Source organism: Streptomyces sp. MMG1121 (genome assembly GCF_001280015.1).
Classification (GTDB): Bacteria; Actinomycetota; Actinomycetes; order Streptomycetales; family Streptomycetaceae; genus Streptomyces.
In genome coordinates this window covers 42,736-61,482 of sequence record NZ_LGDV01000197.1, presented here as the reverse complement: position 1 = coordinate 61,482, position 18,747 = coordinate 42,736, and the positions used below count along the sequence as shown (strand labels likewise).

The window sequence follows — 18,747 nt, the reverse complement described above, 5'->3', positions numbered from 1 at the left end:
TCTTACTTCTCCTCGGAACCGGTGGGGCGGGTGGGGGTGACGGCAGGCACGTTCTTCGCGTCGGACACGGCCCCGCCGAGCAGCAGGTACAGCACGGCCATCCGGATGGAGACGCCGTTGGCGACCTGCTCGACGACGGTGCAGCGCTCGGAGTCGGCGACCTCGGCGGTGATCTCCATACCGCGGACCATCGGGCCGGGGTGCATCACGATGGCGTGCTCGGGCATCTTCGCCATGCGGTCGCCGTCCAGGCCGTAGCGCCGCGAGTACTCGCGCTCGGTCGGGAAGAAGGCGGCGTTCATGCGCTCGCGCTGGACGCGGAGCATCATCACCGCGTCGGACTTGGGCAGGGTGCTGTCGAGGTCGTACGACACCTCGCAGGGCCAGGTCTCGACGCCGACCGGCACCAGGGTGGGCGGGGCGACCAGGGTGACCTCGGCGCCGAGGGTGTGCAGCAGGTCGACGTTGGAGCGGGCGACCCGGCTGTGCAGGACGTCGCCGACGAGGGTGATGCGCTTGCCGGACAGGTCCTTGCCGAGACCGGTGTCCCGGCCGACCAGCCGGCGGCGCATGGTGAAGGCGTCCAGCAGGGCCTGGGTGGGGTGCTGGTGGGTGCCGTCGCCGGCGTTGATGACGGGGGCGTCGATCCAGCCGGAGGTGGCGAGGCGGTACGGGGCGCCGGAGGCGCTGTGCCGGATGACCACGGCGTCCACGCCCATGGCCTCCAGCGTCTGGGCGGTGTCCTTGAGGGACTCACCCTTGGAGACGCTCGATCCCTTGGCCGCGAAGTTGATGACGTCGGCGGACAGGCGCTTCTCGGCGGCCTCGAAGGAGATCCGGGTGCGGGTCGAGTCCTCGAAGAAGAGGTTGCAGATCGTGCGCCCGCGCAGGGTCGGCAGTTTCTTGATCGGCCGGTCGGCGACCCGGGCCATCTCCTCGGCGGTGTCGAGGATCAGGACGGCGTCGTCGCGTGCGAGGTCGGCGGCCGAGATGAGATGACGCTGCATCTGTCAGGCTCCGTAAGGCAGTTAAAACGGGAGATTCAGGGCGAACAGGTGCGTGCGTGGGTATGCCGAAGCAGGCTTGCGCACCTGATGCGCTACTGGTCGGTCTGCTTCACACCGAGCAGCACGGTGTCGCGACCGTCCTCCTCGGCGAGCTGGACCTTGACCGTCTCCCGCAGCGACGTGGGGAGGTTCTTGCCGACGTAGTCGGCGCGGATCGGCAGTTCGCGGTGGCCCCGGTCGACCAGCACCGCGAGCTGCACCGCGCGCGGGCGCCCGATGTCGTTCAGGGCGTCCAGGGCGGCACGGATCGTGCGTCCGGAGAAGAGCACGTCGTCGACGAGGACGACCAGCTTGCCGTCGACGCCGTCGCCGGGGATCTCGGTACGGGCCAGCGCACGCGGCGGGTGCATGCGCAGGTCGTCGCGGTACATGGTGATGTCGAGCGAGCCGACCGGGACCTTGCGGTCGGTGATCTGCTCCAGCTTGACGGCGAGCCGCTGGGCGAGGAAGACGCCCCGGGTGGGAATGCCGAGGAGCACCACGTCGTCGGCGCCCTTGGCGCGCTCGACGATCTCGTGGGCGATGCGGGTCAGCACCCGCGCGATGTCGGGGCCTTCGAGAACGGGCCGCGCATCGGAGGCCTGCGCGGTCGCGTGCGAGTCATGCTTGTCCATACGAAACGGACCTCCTTCTCCGCCTCACGGGACGGATCTTAAAGGACGTCGGATTTGCGCCATCCACGGTAGCAGGTCGCGGACGGGACCCCGTTCACCCCCTTGGCCTAATCGGCTGCCACTACCACGGAAGAGTCGGTGTGGACCATTCGGCTTGACGCACAAGAGTCACGCTGCGTAACCTCACAGTGAGTTACCAGCCGCGCGGTGGGCAACACAGCCGGCCGCGTCGACACAGTGTCCGGGGAGCTATATGTCCAGCGAATACGCCAAACAGCTCGGGGCCAAGCTCCGGGCCATCCGCACCCAGCAGGGCCTTTCCCTCCACGGTGTCGAGGAGAAGTCCCAGGGGCGCTGGAAGGCCGTGGTGGTCGGTTCCTACGAGCGTGGCGACCGTGCGGTGACCGTGCAGCGACTCGCCGAGCTGGCCGATTTCTATGGTGTTCCGGTTCAGGAGCTTCTGCCGGGTACGACGCCGGGCGGCGCCGCCGAGCCCCCGCCGAAGCTGGTTCTGGACCTGGAGCGGCTGGCCACGGTGCCGGCCGAGAAGGCGGGCCCGCTGCAGCGCTACGCGGCCACGATCCAGTCCCAGCGCGGCGACTACAACGGCAAGGTGCTCTCCATCCGCCAGGACGACCTGCGCACACTTGCCGTCATTTACGACCAGTCCCCCTCGGTGCTGACCGAGCAGCTGATCAGCTGGGGTGTCCTGGACGCGGACGCGCGCCGCGCGGTGGCCACGCACGAAGAGGGCTGATCGCCTGCGGCGCCTCAGCAGAAACGTGCCGCCGGGGTGGCTGGAACTTTGCGGTTCCAGCCACCCCGGCGGTGTTTTTTCCGGCGCGCCCCCGGCCACCCGTCGATGCCGTCGCGGAAGACGCCGAGAGCAACGCCGGAGGGCCCGCAGCATGCGTTCGCTGCGGGCCCTCCGGCGTGTTGTACGGGGCTTTACGCCTCGTCCCGGCGCAGGGACGGCTTGAGCTCCTTCAGACGGCCCAGCAGGCCGTTCACGAACGAGGGCGACTCGTCCGTGGAGAACTCCTTCGCCAGCTGCACCATCTCGTCCAGGACGACGGCGTCCGGGGTCTCGTCGACCCAGATCAGCTCGTACGCGCCCAGCCGCAGGATGTTGCGGTCCACGACCGGCATCCGGTCGAGCGTCCAGCCGACCGCGTACTGGGCGATCAGGTCGTCGATGCGCCGCGCGTGCTCCGCGTAGCCCTCGACCAGCTGCATCGTGTACTCGCTGACCGGAGGCTGCCGGGTGTCGGACCGGGACAGGCGAACCCAGTCCGCGAGGACCGTCAGGACGTCGGCGCCGCGCTGGTCGCCCTCGAAGAGGATCTGGAAGGCGCGCTTGCGGGCCGTGTTGCGGGCAGCCACGGTTAGCTGTTCACCCGGCCGAGGTAGTCGCTCGTGCGGGTGTCGACCTTGATCTTCTCACCGGTGGTGATGAACAGCGGGACCTGGATCTGGTAGCCGGTCTCCAGGGTGGCGGGCTTGGTGCCACCCGTGGAGCGGTCGCCCTGGACGCCCGGCTCGGTCTCCTGGATCGTCAGCTCGACGGCGGCCGGCAGCTCGACGAAGAGCACCTCGCCCTCGTGCTGCGCGACGGTGGCGGTGAAGCCCTCGATCAGGAAGTTGGCGGCGTCGCCGACGGTCTTGCGGTCGATCATCAGCTGGTCATACGTGTCCATGTCCATGAAGACGAAGTACTCGCCGTCCATGTACGAGAACTGCATGTCACGCTTGTCGACAGTGGCCGTCTCGACCTTGACGCCGGCGTTGAAGGTCTTGTCGACGACCTTGCCGGAGAGCACGTTCTTGAGCTTGGTGCGCACGAAGGCCGGGCCCTTGCCGGGCTTGACGTGCTGGAACTCGACGACGGACCAGAGCTGGCCGCCTTCGAGCTTGAGCACCAGGCCGTTCTTGAGGTCGTTCGTGGAAGCCACGGTTGCGGAATCTCCTGGACTGACGTACGACCCCGGTGCACGCACCTTCCTAGAGGGCGAGCAGCTCCTTGGTCGTGATGGTGAGTAGCTCGGGTCCGCCGTCCGCCTCGGGGCGTACGACGAGCGTGTCATCGATCCGGACACCGCCCCGGCCCGGGAGGTGGACCCCCGGTTCGACGGTGACCGGCACGCAGGCATCCAGTTTACCCATGGCCGCGGGCGCCAACTGCGGGTCCTCGTCGATTTCGAGTCCGACGCCGTGTCCGGTCAGCGGAGACAGAGCCTCCGCATAGCCGGCCGAGTCCAGTACGTGACGTGCCGCGCGGTCCACGTCGCGGCAGGCTGCGCCGGGCGCCAGGGACTCGCGGCCGGCGCGCTGGGCGGCGAAGACCAGGTCGTACAGGTCTACCTGCCAGTCGGCGGGCGACGTACCGATCACGAAGGTCCGCCCGATCTCGCCGCGGTAGCCGCGGTAGGTCGCGCCCAGGCACACGGACAGGAAGTCGCCCTCCTCCACCCGCCGGTCGGTGGGCCGGTGACCGCGCCGGCCGGAGTTCGGGCCGGTGGCCACGGAGGTGGGGAAGGCCGGTCCGTCGGCGCCGTGGTCGACCAGCCGGCGCTCCAGCTCCAGCGCGAGATGCCGTTCGGTTCGGCCGACCAGGATGGACTCCAGCAGCTCGCCGAGGGCCTGGTCGGCGATCTCGGCGCCGATGCGCAGGCAGGAGATCTCCTCCTCGTCCTTGACGACCCTGAGCTGCTCGACGGCTCCGCCGAGGTCGGTGAGGCGGAGTCCGGGGGCGACGGAGGAGACGGCTCTGTGCCGGGTCACCGTGAGGTGGTGTTCCTCCACCGCCAGGGAGTCGGCGTCCTGAGCCACCGCCAGGTCCGCCGCCGCGACGGCGGTGTCGCCACCGTTCGCCGGGAGGACGTGCAGGCGCAGATGTTCGTCCGGGCGCCCGTCGCAGGCGCGGTCGTCGGGCGGGCCCGCGCAGACGAGGAGGTCCTCGCGTCTGCCGAGCAGCAGGGCACAGCCCTGCGGGGCCGCGGCGGCGAGATAGCGCACGTTGGCGGGGCGGGTGACGAGCGCTGCCGCGGTGCCGGCCGCGGTGAAGTGGTCTCTCAGCCGGGATCGGCGGGTCGCGTACACCTCTGACATGAGACGAGCGTAGGAGTTTTATGCCAATTGTGCCGATTTGCGGGGGCCGAGTGGGGTGCGGTGGACGGGCGCGGTGGGGCGGGCGCGGTGGGGATCACCAGCTCGGCGGGCTGGCTATGGCCCTGGCCAGGACCTCGTCCAGGACCCTGGCGGTGCCCGGGACGTCGAGCTGGGAGTTGTCGATGATCGGGAGGCCCGAGCCGTACCAGCCGGCCATGCGGCCGTGGATGCGGGCCACCTCCTCGTCGGTGAGGCGGCGGTTGCCGCTGCGCTCGGCGTTGCGCTCCAGGACGATGTCCAGGCCCGGGAGGAGGACGACCGGGAGCAGACCGGGGCCGACATGGCGCTTCCAGCCGCCGAGGCCCACGACCGGGCGGTCCGGGAACACGGCGTCGTCCAGGATGCAGGAGATGCCGTTGGCGAGGAAGTTACGGGCGGCGAAGCCGCAGGTGCGGCGGGCCAGGCGGTACTGGGCCTCGGAGCTGTCGTTCCAGCCGGACTGGGGGTCGGCGAATCCCGAGCGGACCCATTCGCGCACGTCGTCGAGGCTGATGTGCGCGGTGGGCACCCGGCGGTGGTCCGCCCAGTACTTGGCGACGCTGGTCTTGCCCGCTCCCGCCGGGCCGATCAGCAGGACGGCCAGGGTGGTGGTCGTCGGGTCGGGCACCGCCGCCGGGGCCGGGGCCGCCATGGGCACGCCGACGGGGCCGCCGGGCGGCAGCGGCACATGGCCGGTGGTGTCGGGGGCCGGCGGCGCGGCCATGGGCTGCAGGGCCGGGGGCTGCGCGAGCGGAGGCTGGGGCGCGGGGTGTTGCGGAGGTGTCGGCGGGACGGCGCCGAGCGGGGCCGGGAAGGCCGGCGGCGGGGGCACCGGGGCGGGCCCCTGGGAAGCTCCCGGGTGCGGGCCCGGGTGGTGTGCGGCCGGCGCCCAGCCGACATGCGGCACCTGCCCCGGCTGGTGGGGCGGCGGCAGCGGAGACCCCACTGCGTGCTGCATCCGTTGCCACTCCGTCTCGTACAGGCCGTTCGTGCTGGCAGCGGGGGCGAACCCCGCTGCCTACCGAACGGTACCGTCCCCCGCCGTCGTTTGGTGAAACGGCCGGGGACCGCCCGAAGTGCCCGTTCCGCAAGGGAAGTCGAGGTCAGGAATCGGGCGGACGGAACAGCCGGGGACCTACTGGCCCACTTCCCCGTACGCGGCGAGCAGCACGGCCGGGTCCGGGCTCTCCAGGACCGTCGGCTTGGCCAGGCCGTCCAGGACGATGAAGCGCAGCAGGTCGCCGCGGGACTTCTTGTCGACCTTCATCGTCTCCAGCAGCTTGGGCCACTGGTCGTAGCGGTAGTGCAGCGGGAGACCGACCGCTTCGAGGATCGTGCGGTGCCGGTCCGCCGTCGCGTCGTCCAGCCGGCCCGCCAGACGGCCCAGTTCGGCGGCGAAGTGCATGCCGACCGCGACCGCGGCACCGTGGCGCCACTTGTAGCGCTCGTTCTTCTCGATGGCGTGGCCCAGCGTGTGGCCGTAGTTGAGGATCTCGCGCAGACCCGACTCCTTCAGGTCCGAGGAGACGACCTCGGCCTTCACCCGGATCGAGCGCTCGATCAGCTCCGCCGTGTGTGGGCCCGCCGGGCTCCGGGCGCCCTCGGGGTCGGACTCGATCAGCTCCAGGATCACCGGGTCGGCGATGAAACCGGCCTTGATGACCTCCGCGAGCCCGGAGACGTAGTCGTTGACCCCGAGGGAGTCCAGCGCGGCGAGGTCGCACAGGACGCCGGCCGGCGGGTGGAAGGCGCCGACGAGGTTCTTGCCCTCGGCGGTGTTGATGCCGGTCTTGCCGCCGACCGCCGCGTCCACCATGGCCAGCACGGTGGTCGGGACCGCTACCCAGCGGACCCCGCGCAGCCAGGTGGCCGCGACGAAACCGGCGAGGTCCGTCGTCGCACCGCCGCCGACGCCGACGATGACGTCGGTACGGGTGAAGCCCGACTGGCCGAGCGCCTTCCAGCAGTAGGCGGCGACCTCGGCGGTCTTCGCCTCCTCGGCGTTGGGCACCTGGATGGCCACGGCCTCGTAGCCCTGCTCGGCCAGGTCGGCGCGCAGCGCGTCACCGGTCCCGGCCAGCGCCTCCGGGTGGATCACCGCGACCCGCTTGGCCTTCGACCCGATCAACCCGGCCAGTTCGCCGAGGAGTTGACGGCCGACCAGCACCTCGTACGGGTCGGTGCCCGCCGTGCCGGCGACCTGGATCCGGGTGACTGCCTCGCTCATGCTTCCTTCAACTCCAGTGCGTCCAGCGCTGCTTGCGTGACCTCTTCGGGGCTGCGGCCGTCCGTCGCCACGACGGCCGAGGCGACCTCCTCGTACAGATGCCGCCGGGCCTCCATCAGCTCGCGCCACTGCTTGCGGGGATTGACCGCGAGCAGCGGGCGGGCCGCGTTCAGGCCGGTGCGCTTGACGGCCTCTTCCACGTCCATCGAGAGGTAGACCACGCGGTGCCCGGAGAGCAGCGCGCGGGTGTCGGCGTCGAGGACGGCACCGCCGCCGAGCGCGAGGACGCCCTCGTGCTCGGCGAGCGCGGTGTGCACCGCCCGCTTCTCGATCGCCCGGAAGGCGGACTCGCCCTCGTCGACGAAGATCTCGGCGATGGCGCGGCCCTCGGCGGCGACGATGTCCTCGTCGGTGTCCCGGTAGCCGAGACCGAGGCGCTCGGCCAGCAGCTGTCCGACGGTGGACTTGCCGACGCCCATCGGTCCGACCAGTACGACCGCAGGCACGGCGCTCACCGGATCCGGAGGTTGTCGAGGTACGACCGCACGTTGCGGCGGGTCTCGGGCACGGAGTCGCCACCGAACTTCTCGGCGACGGCGTCCGCCAGGACGAGCGCCACCATGGCCTCGGCGACGATGCCGGCGGCCGGCACCGCGGACACGTCCGAGCGCTGGTGGTGCGCCTGGGTCGCCTCGCCCGTGGCCACGTCGACCGTCTGCAGGGCGCGCGGCACGGTCGCGATCGGCTTCATCGCCGCGCGGACGCGCAGCAGCTCGCCGGTGCTCAGGCCACCCTCCGTACCGCCGGCCCGGCCGGAGACCCGCCGGATGCCCTCGTCGGTCTTCACGATCTCGTCGTGCGCCTGCGAACCCGGCACCCGCGCCAGCTCGAAACCGTCGCCGATCTCGACGCCCTTGATGGCCTGGATGCCCATGAGCGCGCCCGCCAGCCGGGCGTCCAGCTTGCGGTCCCAGTGGACGTGCGAGCCCAGGCCCACCGGCACGCCGTAGGCCAGGATCTCGACCACACCGCCGAGCGTGTCGCCGTCCTTGTGGGCCTGGTCGACCTCCGCGACCATCGCCTTCGACGCGTCCGCGTCCAGGCAGCGCAGCGGGTCGGCGTCCAGCTTCTCGACGTCGGCCGGGGTCGGGTACACACCCTGCGGAGCCTTCACGGCACACAGCTCCACGACGTGCGAGACGATCTCGATGCCGGCCGTCTCCTTCAGGTACGACCGGGCGACCGCGCCGAGGGCCACGCGGGCCGCGGTCTCCCGGGCCGAGGCGCGCTCCAGGACCGGCCGGGCCTCGTCGAAGCCGTACTTCTGCATGCCGGCGAGGTCGGCGTGGCCGGGGCGCGGGCGGGTCAGCGGGGCGTTGCGGGCCAGTCCGGCGAGGATCTCGGGATCCACCGGGTCGGCCGCCATGACCTGCTCCCACTTGGGCCACTCGGTGTTGCCGACCATGATCGCGACCGGGGAGCCGAGGGTCAGACCGTGACGGACGCCGCCCAGGAAGGTGACCTCGTCACGCTCGAACTTCATGCGCGCACCGCGGCCATAACCGAGCCGTCGCCGCGCGAGGTGGTCCGCCACCATCTCCGTGGTGATCGGCACGCCGGCGGGAAGGCCCTCCAGCGTCGCGACGAGTGCGGGACCGTGGGACTCCCCCGCGGTCAGCCAACGCAGCCTGCTCAACGGTGCTCCTCAGTGCTCGCGCCCGGTACTGCCCTGCGTACGCGCGTCCTCGCGTACGGCGACGGCGTCACCGGGTGCGCGACCCCGGTACGCCACCTCCGATCCTCCCACGTCCGGGGCGGTTGTCCGGCCGCTGGTCCAGCAGACGGACGGGGGCGGACGTCAGCGGGCGCCGAGCGCCTTCTCGCCGGCGTGCCGCATGGCCTCCAGGGGCGCCGGGGAGCGGCCGGTGATTTGTTCGACCTGGAGGACGGCCTGGTGGACCAGCAGGTCGAGGCCGCTGACCACCGCGCCGCCGTACATGGACCAGCGGGCCGCCAGTTCGGTGGGCCAGGGGTCGTAGAGCACGTCGAAGAGGGTGGCCGGGCGTTCGGGTACGGCGGCGGCCAGGGCGTCGGTGGCGCCGGCGGGCGTGGTGGCGATCACCAGCGGGGCGCGCAGCGCCTGCCCGGCGTCCACCCAGTCGGCCGTACGCACGTCCACGTCGAGCCGTGCGCCCCACTGCCGCATCTCGGCGGCGCGGGCCTCGCTGCGGACGTAGACGGTGATCTCGCCCGTGCAGATCCGGGCGAGGGCGGCGAGCGCGGAGGAGGCGGTGGCGCCGGCGCCGAGGATCGCGGCGGAGTCGACCTGTTCGATGCCGTGCTCGCGCAGGGCGGCCACCATGCCGGGGATGTCGGTGTTGTCGCCGAGGCGGCGGCCGTCCTCGGTGAGGACGACGGTGTTGACCGCGTCCACCGAGGCTGCCGTGTCGCTGATCTCGTCCAGCAGCGGGATCACCGCCCGCTTGAGCGGCATGGTCAGGGACAGCCCCGCCCACTGCGGCCCAAGCTTGGCGAAGAAGCCGGGCAGACCGGCCTCGTCGACCTCGAAGCGCTCGTACGACCAGTCGCTGAGGCCGAGTTCGTCGTACGCCGCCCGGTGCAGCACCGGGGAGAGGGAGTGGGCGATGGGCTTGCCGAGTACCGCTGCCCGGCGGGCGTCAGTTGCCCGATGTGGCATTGAACTTGTCCTTGAGTTGCTGGAATTCCGTGAGAGTCCTGGCGAATTCGGTGTTGTTCACGCCGTCGGTCGCCACGAAGTACATCCAGCCGTCGTGCGTCGGATTCAGAGCCGCCTTGAGCGCGTCCTCGCCGGGATTTCCGATCGGACCGGGCGGGAGTCCCTTGTGGGTGTAGGTGTTGTACGGGTTGTGGTTTCCATTGATCTCCTTCTCGGAGATATGGATGTTGCTGGTCCCCTTGAGGTAGTTGTACGTCGAGTCGAACTGGAGCAGCTGGTTCGTCTCGGTATTGGTGGGCTTGAGACGGTTGTAGACCACTTCCGCCATCTTGCGGAAGTCGTCGTGCGTCTTGCCCTCCGCCTGGACCAGGCTCGCGACGGTGACGAGCTGGAACGCGTTGTCCAGACCCAAGGACCGGGCCTTGGACGTGAGGCCGTAGGCGTCGTACTTGGACGTGGCCTGGGCGACCATCGCCTTCAGGACCGCGTCCGGCTGCATGCCCTTGGCGGCCGGGTAGGTGCCCGGGAAGAGGAAGCCCTCCAGCGGGTCCTTGAGCTCGCCGGTGTTCGGCGCCCAGGCGGGTACGCCAAGGCTCTTGTATTCCTTCTGGGCGGCCTTCTGGGTGCTGCCGGCGGAGAGTTCGAGTTTCTTGTCGATCGCCTCGTAGACGCCCGCGTTGCGTTCGCCCGGGGTCACCACGACATTGTTCTGGCTCTTCGGGTCCAGCATCATTCGCACGGCGCTGGCGGCGGACATCTGTTTACGCAAGAGATAGGCGCCGGCCTGAATGGTGTCGCCCTGCGCGTTCTGCGACTGCGCGTGCACGAAGGAGTCGACGGACTTGATGACACCGGCGTCCTTCAGCCGACGGCCGATCTCGTAGCCGCCCGCGCCCTTGGGGATCTCGACCGTCACCGTCTCGCCGGTGCCGTCGCCCACGTAGTCCGGGGCCGTGCCGAAACGATTTTGGTAGAACTTGTAGCCGAAGTACCCGAGGCCGCCGAGGCCGCCGCCGAACACCAGGACGACCACCATGCAGGCGCAGCCGGTGCGGCGTTTCTTGCCCTTGGCGGGTTTCCTGCCCTTGCCGCGCCGGTCACGCCGGCCGGCCAGCTCGTGCTCCTCGTCGTCGTCATCGCCGCCGCCCCCCGTGAAGAAGGGGTGCGTCTCCTCTTCCGGCTCGGCCTGCGGCTCCGGTTCGGACTCGGGGCGCCTGCGGCCGGGCGGCTCCGGCGGCGGGTAGGCGTCGTCGGAACCGTAGAGGTCGGGCTGCTCCGCGCCGTAGGCGACGGGCTGCTGGCCGTAGGGGTCGCCGGGATCGGCGGCGTAGGGGACCTGGCCGTGGGTGCCGGTCGCGTCCCAGCCGCCGTGCTGCTGGTACTGCTGCTGGGGGTGGCCGGCGTACTGCTGATGCCCCTGCTCGTCGTAGTACGGGTACTGCTCGTGGCCGTACCCGGGCTGCTGCTCCTGGCTCCAGTCTCCGTACTGCGGCTGCTGCTGGGGGTAGTGCTGCTGCTGGCCCCCGTAGGGGGGCTGCTGACCGCCGTGCGGCTGCTGCCCTCCCCATCCGCCGTCCCCGTACAACGGGTCCTCCGGATGCCACGGTTCGGGGCCTGGGCCCCGGCCATACTCAGTCATCGATCCCCTAGAGCCGCGAGGCCACCGGTCGCGCTGCCGGTGGGCCCGCTTCCGTTCCGCCTCTTGCTGTGCCCCGGCTGTTCGAACACCGGCGCATCGCGCGGAACGTTACCGTATCGCGATCAGATGACCACTTCGACGCCCTCGCCCGGTGCTTTACCTGACACCCGTTCGGATTCGAGGGCCTGCTGGAGGATGATGACGGCGGCTGCCTGGTCGATGACCGAGCGGCCCTTCTTCGACTTCACGCCCGAGGCGCGCAGTCCCTGACTGGCCGTGACGGTCGTCATCCGCTCGTCCACCAGCCGGACCGGCACCGGCTTGATGCCCTTGGCCAGTTCCTGGGCGAAGGCACGGACCTTGACCGCGGCCGGGCCCTCGCCGCCCTTGAGGGAGCGAGGGAGTCCGACGACGACCTCGATCGGTTCGTACTCCTCCACCAGCTGCCGCAGCCGGCGATGGGCGGCGGGTACGTCCCGGCCGGGGACCGTCTCCACCGGGGTGGCGAGGATCCCGTCGGGGTCGCACGACGCGACCCCGATCCGGGCGTCCCCGACGTCGATCGCAAGTCGACGTCCTCTGCGCATTTCCGACCGTTTCCTTACTCGGATTTATTCGGCGGTCACTCGGCGATCACTTGGCCGTGTCGGCCACGAGACGCTCGACGGCCTCGACGGCCTCGCCGACGGCGGCCGGGTTCTGACCGCCGCCCTGGGCCACGTCCGGCTTGCCGCCACCGCCGCCGCCGAGGGTCTTGGCGGCCGTACGGACCAGGTCACCGGCCTTGAGACCACGCTCACGGGCGGCCTCGTTGGTGGCGATGACGGTCAGCGGCTTGCCGTTGTTGACCGTGAAAAGGGCCACAACCGCGGCACGTCCGCCCTGGATACGGCCGCGCACGTCGAGGACCAGCTTGCGCAGGTCGTCCGGGGTCGTGCCGTCCGGGACCCGACCCGTGACAAGGGCCACACCGCGCACGTCCTTGGCGGACTCGGCGAGACCGGCGGCGGCCTGGAGCACCTTCTCGGCGCGGAACTTCTCGATCTCCTTCTCGGCGTCCTTCAGCTTGCCGAGCATCGCGGAGACCTTCTCCGGCAGCTCCTCCGAGCGGCCCTTGAGCAGCTCGGTCAACTGGTTGACGACCGTGTGCTCACGGGCGAGGAAGTTGTAGGCGTCCACGCCGACCAGGGCCTCGATACGGCGGACACCCGAGCCGATGGAGGACTCGCCGAGCAGCTTCACCAGGCCCAGCTGGGCGGTGTTGTGCACGTGCGTGCCGCCGCACAGCTCCTTGGAGAAGTCGCCGATGGTCACGACGCGGACGCGCTCGCCGTACTTCTCGCCGAACTCGGCGATGGCACCCTGCTTCTTGGCCTCGTCGATGCCCATGACCTCGGCGTGCACGTCGAGGTCGCGGGCGAGCACCTCGTTGATCTTCTGCTCGACGTCGGTCATCACGGCCGTCGGAACGGCGGACGGGGAGCCGAAGTCGAAGCGGAAGCGGCCGGGCTGGTTCTCGGAACCGGCCTGGGCGGCCGTCGGGCCGAGGGCGTCACGCAGGGCCTGGTGGGTCAGGTGCGTGGCCGAGTGGGCGCGGGCGATGGCCTTGCGGCGCCGGGCGTCGATCGAGGCGTGGGCCTTGGCGCCCACGGTCACCTCGCCGACCTGGACGACGCCCTTGTGGACGTACACCCCCGGGACCGGCTTCTGGCAGTCGCGGATCTCGATGACGGCACCGGAGTCGACCTTGATACGGCCGGTGTCGCCGATCTGGCCACCGCCCTCGGCGTAGAACGGGGTGCGGTCGAGGACGATCTCGACCTCGTCGCCCTCGCTGGCGGCCGGCGAGGAGGCGCCGTCGACCAGGATGCCGACGATCGTGGACTCGCCCTCGGTGTCCGCGTAGCCGATGAACTCGGTGGCACCGGCGGCATCGGCGATCTCGCGGTAGGCACCCATGCCGGCGTGCCCGGTCTTCTTGGCCTGGGCGTCGGCCTTGGCGCGCTCCCGCTGCTCCTTCATCAGACGGCGGAAGCCGTCCTCGTCCACGGCCAGCCCCTGCTCGGCGGCCATCTCCAGGGTGAGGTCGATCGGGAAGCCCCAGGTGTCGTGGAGCAGGAACGCCTTGTCGCCGGAGAGGACGGTGCCGCCGGACTGCTTGGTCTCGGTGACGGCGGTGTCGAGGATGTTGGTGCCGGCCTTCAGCGTCTTGAGGAAGGCGTTCTCCTCGGCGAGGGCGACCTTCTCGATGCGCTCGCGGTCGGTGATCAGCTCGGGGTACTGCTGGCCCATCATCGCGATCACGGTGTCGATCAGGTCCTTGACGACCGGACCGGTGGCACCGAGCAGCCGCATGTTGCGGATGGCGCGGCGCATGATGCGGCGCAGGACGTAGCCACGGCCCTCGTTGCCGGGGGTGACGCCGTCGCCGATCAGCATCACGGACGTCCGCATGTGGTCGGTGACCACGCGCAGGGAGACGTCCGAGTCGTGGGCGTCGCCGTAGCGGACGCCGGTCAGCTCGGTGGCCTTGTCGATGACGGCCATGGAGGTGTCGATCTCGTACATGTTCTGCACGCCCTGCAGAATCATGGCGAGCCGCTCGAGGCCCAGGCCCGTGTCGATGTTCTTGCTCGGCAGGTCCCCGAGGATCTCGAAATTGTCCTTGCCGATGCCCTCGCCGCGCTCGAACTGCATGAAGACGAGGTTCCAGATCTCCACGTACCGCTCGTCGTTGACGGCCGGGCCGCCCTCGACGCCGAACCCGGGGCCGCGGTCGTAGTTGATCTCGGAGCAGGGGCCGCAGGGGCCGGGGACACCCATGGACCAGTAGTTGTCCTTCATGCCGAGGCGCTGGATGCGCTCCTTCGGCACGCCGACGACGTCGTGCCAGATGCGCTCGGCCTCGTCGTCGTCCTTGTAGACGGTGATCCAGAGCTTCTCCGGCTCCAGGCCGTAACCGCCCTTGTCCTGGGGGCTGGTGAGCAGCTCCCAGGCGTACTTGATGGCGCCTTCCTTGAAGTAGTCGCCGAAGGAGAAGTTGCCGCACATCTGGAAGAACGTGCCGTGGCGCGTGGTCTTGCCGACCTCTTCGATGTCGGGCGTGCGCACGCACTTCTGGACGCTGGTGGCGCGGTCGAACGGCGGCTTGACCTCGCCCAGGAAGTAGGGCTTGAAGGGCACCATGCCGGCGGGGACCAGGAGCAGAGTCGGGTCGTCCGCGATGAGCGACGCCGAAGGGACGACGGTGTGCCCGCGCTCCTCGAAGAAGCTCAGCCAGCGGCGGCGGATCTCAGCCGACTCCATCAGTGGTCCTCATTCCGGTTGTACGAGTACATCGGGGCTTCGATGTACTTCGGTGTGCTGCGGTTGTCGTTGCGGTGGTTCTCGATGGCGGCGAGCCGCCGGGGGGCGGAGAGTTCGGGGTCCTGGTCGATGCCCAGCGCCTCGCCCAACTCGGCCTCCCGCTGCGCCATGTTGTCGCGGACGTCGAGCGCGAAGCCGACGGCCCGGTCCTTCAGCCGCTGACCGGTCTCCACGGCCTTGTTCGCCGCGGTGACGGCGAGGCTCTCGGGAGTCAGCTGCTTCAGCTTGCGGTTGACCTTGGTGGTGGCCCACACACCGGCGGCGACACCTGTGGTGAACCAGAACGTACGGCGGAACATCGCTCGGTCTCAGTCCTTACTTCCGCTTGCGTCGCGCGGCAGGGACCGTGCGGCCCACGATCACGGTACGCCGGGGCGTCTTCGCGGGCACGTCCTCCTTGCGGCCGCCCAGCGCCCGGCGCACCCCGTAACCGAAGGCCGCGACCTTGACCAGCGGGCCGCCGAACGTGGAGGCGACGGTCGTCGACAGCGCGGAGGCGTTCGACGTGACCTCCTGTACGTCGGAGGCGATCGCGTCGACGCGGTCGATCTGGGTCTGCGCGGACCGCACGGCCGCGGAGGCGTCGGCGAGCAGCGGGACGGCCTGGTCGGTCACGTCCGCCACGAGCTTGGTGGTCGTCTTCAGCGTCTGGGCCAGCCTCGCCAGTGCGACGGCGAGGAAGGAGACCAGGATCGCCCAGAAGACGGCCACCAGAATCCCGGCCACCTCTCCACCGGACACTGTGCGCACCCGCTCCCTGAAACGTGCTCTCAACATCGAAAACCATGGAAAAAATCAGTGTCCCGAGCCTATCGCGCCGGGGCCGCGGCTCCGTACCGGATTACCGGGTGGCGGGGACGGAGTCGCGTGAAGCGATTGTACGGAATGAACACGCTTCAGTACGCTCCGTGTCCCATGCGAGGTCCTCAGCGCCCAGCCCCCTTCCCTGACGGCGATCCGCCCCTGGAACTGACCACTTTCGTCGGGCGCGCGGCCGAACTCGCCGAGCTGGCAACGGCGCTCGGCGAGGCGCGGCTGGTGACCGTGACCGGGGTCGGCGGCGTCGGCAAGTCCCGGCTGGCCGCGCGGGCCGCCGCCGGCCGGGGGGCCGGGTCCGGGCGGGTGGAGCTGGCCGCGGTGCGCGATCCGCAGTTCGTGGAGTACGCGGTGGTGGAGGCGCTGGGCCTGACCGACCACACCACACGGCTGCCCCGCGAGATGCTGCTGGAGCACCTCGCCGGCCGCCCGGTGCTGCTGGTGCTGGACGGGTTCGAGCATCTGGCGGAGGCCTGTGCCGCACTGACGGCGGAGCTGCTGCGGAAGCTGCCGGAGCTGAGGGTGCTGGCCGCGGGCCGGCGTCCGCTGGGGCTGGCGGGCGAGCGGCTGTTCCCGCTGGCGCCGCTCGGCGAGGACGAGGCGGTGGAGCTGTTCACGGACCGGGCCCGGGAGCAGGGGCTGCGGGTGTCCGACGGCCCCCAGGTCCGCGAGTTGTGCCGTCGGCTGGAGGGCATCCCGCTCGCGCTGGAACTGGCGGCCGGACGGCTGCGGGCCCTGTCCCTGGGGCAGCTGGTGCGGCGGCTGGACGACCGGTTCCGGCTGCTGGCCGCGGGCGGCCGGCCCGAGGTCGCGCGCCCGGTGCCCGGTGGTCCGCCCGCCCGCCATCAGACGCTGCGCACGGCGATCGGCTGGAGCCACGAGCTGTGCACGCCTGTCGAACGGCTGCTGTGGGCGCGGCTGTCGGTGTTCGCGCAGACCTTCGACCTGGAGGCGGCCGAGTACGTGTGCGGCGGGGACGGGCTGCCCGCCGAGGACGTTCTCGACGTGCTGTCGGAGCTGCTGGCCCAGTCCGTCGTCACCCGCGAGGACACCGGGGCGGGCCCGCGCTACCGGATGCTGGACACCGTCCGGGCCTACGGCGCCGAGTGGCTGGAGGTGGCAGGAGACGCGGGCCGGTTGTGCCGTCGGCACCGCGACTGGTTCCTGGGCCTGGCGACCTGGTGCGAGCTGGACTGGTTCTCGCCCCGGCAGGGCGAGATCGCCGAGCGGGTCGAGGCCGAGCTGCCCAATCTGCGGACTGCGCTGGAGTTCTGTCTGACCGAGCCGGACGAGGCACACCTCGGCCAGTGCCTGGCGGGGTCGCTGTGGTTCTGCTGGGTGGGCTGCGGGCGGCTCGCGGAGGGGCGGCGCTGGCTGGAACGCAGCCTGGAGCTGGACTCGGAGTACGAGCAGTCCCGGCTGAAGGCGCTGTGGGTGCTCGGCTACGTGGCGATCCTGCAGGGTGCCACCGTGCCCGCGCTGGCGGCGCTGCGGGAGTGCCGCGAGCAAGCGGAACAGGCCGCGGATCCGACGGCGGTGGCGTACGCGGAGCACCGCACCGGCTGTCTGGCCCTGGTCACGGATGACATGGCCCGTGCAGAAACGCTGCTGCGGTCGGCGCTGGCGCGCTATCAGGAGATCGGCGAGCTGAACAGCAACGTGCTGATGGGCCAGGTGGAGCTGGCGATGACGCGGGCCTTCCAGGGGGATCTGCCGGACGCGGTGCGGCTGTGCGAGGACGTGCGCCAGGTGTGCGAGGACCACGGGGAACGCTGGGCGAGGTCCTACGCCCTGTACGTGCTGGCGTACGCGGCCTGGCAGGACGGCGCCCAGGAGCGGGCGCGCGAACTGCTCACGGAGTGCCTGCGCAACGCGCACGCCTTCCACGATCTGCTCGGCTCGGTGCTGTCGATCGAGCTGCTGGCCCTGGTGACGGCGGCCGAGGGCGACGCGGCAGAGGCGGCGCTGCTCCAGGGCGCGGCGGCCCGGCTGTGGCCGTCGGTGGGACTGCCGCTGTTCGGCTCGGCGTACTACAACGCCCCGCACGAGCGCTGTGAGGCGCTCGCCCGGCAGGCGCTGGGCGACGCGCGCTACGAGGAGTGCGTGCGCGAAGGGGACCGGCTCGACCGTGCGACGGCCGTGGCCCGTGCGCTGGAGCGTGAGGGGGTACGGCCGCTGGACGCGGTGCCGGCTCCGCGAGGGGGCGACGCGCCCCGAAGGGGCGCGGGGAACTGTGCGACCGGCCCCCACCGGCCCGCGCCGTCCGAACGCCCGGACCTGCCTACGCCCTGACGGGGCCGGGAAACACAAACCCGCCGCCTCGCCCGCCCGGCAGGACCGGGCGGGGAGACGGCGGGCTGAAGTGCTGCGCCGGGGCTGGGATCAGCGGGCGTAGTACTCGACGACGAGCTGCTCGTCGCAGATCACCGGGATCTCCTTGCGGTTCGGCTCGCGGTCCAGGCGGAACGCCAGGGCCCTGAGGTTCACCTGCAGGTAGCGCGGGGTCTCACCGTCGGGGGCGAAGCCACCCTCGCGGGCGATCGTGAAGAGCGTCTTGTCCTTGGAGCGGTCGCGGACCTGCACGACGTCGTCCGGGCGGACACGGAAGGACGGCTTGTCGACCTTCTGACCGTTGACCTGGATGTGGCCGTGGACGACCATCTGGCGGGCCTGGTAGATCGTGCGGGCGATGCCCGAACGCAGGACCAGCGCGTCGAGACGGCGCTCCAGCTCGATGATCAGGGCCTCACCGGTCTTGCCCTGCACCTTGGAGGCACGCTCGTAGGCGCGGACGAGCTGGCGCTCGGACACGTCGTACTGCGCGCGCAGACGCTGCTTCTCGAGCAGACGGACCTTGTAGTCCGAGTTCTGCTTGCGGCCGCGGCCGTGCTCGCCCGGCGGGTAGGGGCGGGCCTCGAAGTACTTGACGGCCTTCGGGGTCAGCGCGATGCCGAGGGCACGCGACTTCTTGACCTTGGGGCGGGACTGGTTCGCCACTGTTTCTGTCTCTTTCGTAGTGTTCGGCTCGTCAGGGTTAGGGAGGTCGCATCCGCAGCCGGGAAAACCCGCCGGGTCCTCGGGGGACCTGCCGGGCAGCCGTTTCCCTGGTCTGGGCACATACGTGCAGCACGCGAGTGGCCCACCGGCCGCTCCCGGGATTCCGGGTGGTGGTG

General features: G+C 70.7%; 18 protein-coding genes. 2 read left to right on the top strand and 16 right to left on the bottom strand.

The window, feature by feature from the left end; all coding sequences use genetic code 11:
- Positions 1–2: 2 nt before the first annotated feature.
- Together ADK64_RS23615 and pyrR are read right to left on the bottom strand one after the other, a co-directional pair.
- Complete coding sequence (locus ADK64_RS23615) at positions 3–1,007, bottom strand: aspartate carbamoyltransferase catalytic subunit (RefSeq protein WP_053661856.1); 1,005 nt, start codon at positions 1,005–1,007, stop codon at positions 3–5.
- 92 nt (positions 1,008–1,099) lie between these two features.
- Positions 1,100–1,681, bottom strand: coding sequence for a bifunctional pyr operon transcriptional regulator/uracil phosphoribosyltransferase PyrR (gene pyrR / locus ADK64_RS23610; protein ID WP_053661855.1), 582 nt, complete (start codon positions 1,679–1,681; stop codon positions 1,100–1,102).
- 253 nt (positions 1,682–1,934) lie between these two features.
- Between pyrR and bldD the strand changes: the two genes are divergently transcribed.
- Positions 1,935–2,438 (top strand): transcriptional regulator BldD, encoded by a 504-nt coding sequence (gene bldD, locus ADK64_RS23605; RefSeq protein WP_010046440.1) that lies wholly within the window; start codon positions 1,935–1,937, stop codon positions 2,436–2,438.
- Positions 2,439–2,629: 191 nt separating this feature from the next.
- On the opposite strand, the gene nusB is transcribed toward bldD, so the two are convergent.
- From nusB to ADK64_RS23540, 13 genes are all read right to left on the bottom strand, one after another.
- Positions 2,630–3,064, bottom strand: a complete 435-nt coding sequence (gene nusB, locus ADK64_RS23600; protein ID WP_053661854.1) for a transcription antitermination factor NusB — start codon at positions 3,062–3,064, stop codon at positions 2,630–2,632.
- A 2-nt stretch (positions 3,065–3,066) separates the two neighbouring features.
- Positions 3,067–3,633, bottom strand: coding sequence for an elongation factor P (gene efp / locus ADK64_RS23595; protein WP_053661853.1), 567 nt, complete (start codon positions 3,631–3,633; stop codon positions 3,067–3,069).
- Positions 3,634–3,682: 49 nt separating this feature from the next.
- Positions 3,683–4,789, bottom strand: coding sequence for an aminopeptidase P family protein (locus tag ADK64_RS23590; protein ID WP_053661852.1), 1,107 nt, complete (start codon positions 4,787–4,789; stop codon positions 3,683–3,685).
- A gap of 94 nt (positions 4,790–4,883) precedes the next feature.
- Positions 4,884–5,786 (bottom strand): Pro-rich N-terminal domain-containing protein, encoded by a 903-nt coding sequence (locus ADK64_RS23585; RefSeq protein ID WP_078992799.1) that lies wholly within the window; start codon positions 5,784–5,786, stop codon positions 4,884–4,886.
- A 177-nt stretch (positions 5,787–5,963) separates the two neighbouring features.
- A complete protein-coding gene (gene aroB, locus ADK64_RS23580; RefSeq protein WP_053661850.1) occupies positions 5,964–7,055 on the bottom strand; it encodes a 3-dehydroquinate synthase in 1,092 nt (363 codons plus the stop codon).
- Positions 7,052–7,534: a shikimate kinase gene (locus tag ADK64_RS23575; protein WP_107093063.1), complete on the bottom strand. Its 483-nt coding sequence runs from the start codon at positions 7,532–7,534 to the stop codon at positions 7,052–7,054. Before ADK64_RS23575 ends, aroB begins: the two co-directional genes overlap by 4 nt.
- A 32-nt stretch (positions 7,535–7,566) precedes the next feature.
- The gene (aroC, locus tag ADK64_RS23570) at positions 7,567–8,751 is read right to left on the bottom strand and encodes a chorismate synthase (RefSeq protein ID WP_053661848.1); all 1,185 of its coding nucleotides are present in this window, start codon (positions 8,749–8,751) and stop codon (positions 7,567–7,569) included.
- Positions 8,752–8,913: 162 nt separating this feature from the next.
- Positions 8,914–9,753, bottom strand: a complete 840-nt coding sequence (locus ADK64_RS23565) for a shikimate dehydrogenase (RefSeq protein ID WP_053661847.1) — start codon at positions 9,751–9,753, stop codon at positions 8,914–8,916.
- Positions 9,734–11,392: an endolytic transglycosylase MltG gene (mltG, locus tag ADK64_RS23560; protein ID WP_234384682.1), complete on the bottom strand. Its 1,659-nt coding sequence runs from the start codon at positions 11,390–11,392 to the stop codon at positions 9,734–9,736. The genes ADK64_RS23565 and mltG overlap by 20 nt, the downstream gene beginning before the upstream one ends.
- Before the next feature lie 122 nt (positions 11,393–11,514).
- Positions 11,515–11,979 carry a Holliday junction resolvase RuvX gene (gene ruvX / locus ADK64_RS23555; RefSeq protein ID WP_053661845.1) on the bottom strand — a complete coding sequence of 155 codons (465 nt, stop codon included), beginning with the start codon at positions 11,977–11,979 and terminating at the stop codon, positions 11,515–11,517.
- A 46-nt stretch (positions 11,980–12,025) separates the two neighbouring features.
- Entirely contained in the window at positions 12,026–14,698 is a 2,673-nt protein-coding gene (gene alaS, locus ADK64_RS23550; RefSeq protein ID WP_053661844.1) for an alanine--tRNA ligase, read from the bottom strand.
- A complete protein-coding gene (locus tag ADK64_RS23545) occupies positions 14,698–15,057 on the bottom strand; it encodes a hypothetical protein (RefSeq protein ID WP_053661843.1) in 360 nt (119 codons plus the stop codon). The genes alaS and ADK64_RS23545 overlap by 1 nt, the downstream gene beginning before the upstream one ends.
- Before the next feature lie 16 nt (positions 15,058–15,073).
- Entirely contained in the window at positions 15,074–15,508 is a 435-nt protein-coding gene (locus ADK64_RS23540) for a DUF948 domain-containing protein (protein WP_107093062.1), read from the bottom strand.
- A 165-nt stretch (positions 15,509–15,673) separates the two neighbouring features.
- On the opposite strand from ADK64_RS23540, the gene ADK64_RS23535 reads away from it, so the two are divergent.
- A complete protein-coding gene (locus ADK64_RS23535; RefSeq protein WP_078992798.1) occupies positions 15,674–17,866 on the top strand; it encodes an ATP-binding protein in 2,193 nt (730 codons plus the stop codon).
- Between the two features lie 90 nt (positions 17,867–17,956).
- Here the strand turns inward: ADK64_RS23535 and rpsD are convergent, their stop codons facing one another.
- On the bottom strand, positions 17,957–18,571 hold the full coding sequence (gene rpsD / locus ADK64_RS23530) for a 30S ribosomal protein S4 (protein WP_053661841.1): 615 nt from the start codon (positions 18,569–18,571) through the stop codon (positions 17,957–17,959).
- Between the last annotated feature and the right edge of the window lie 176 nt (positions 18,572–18,747).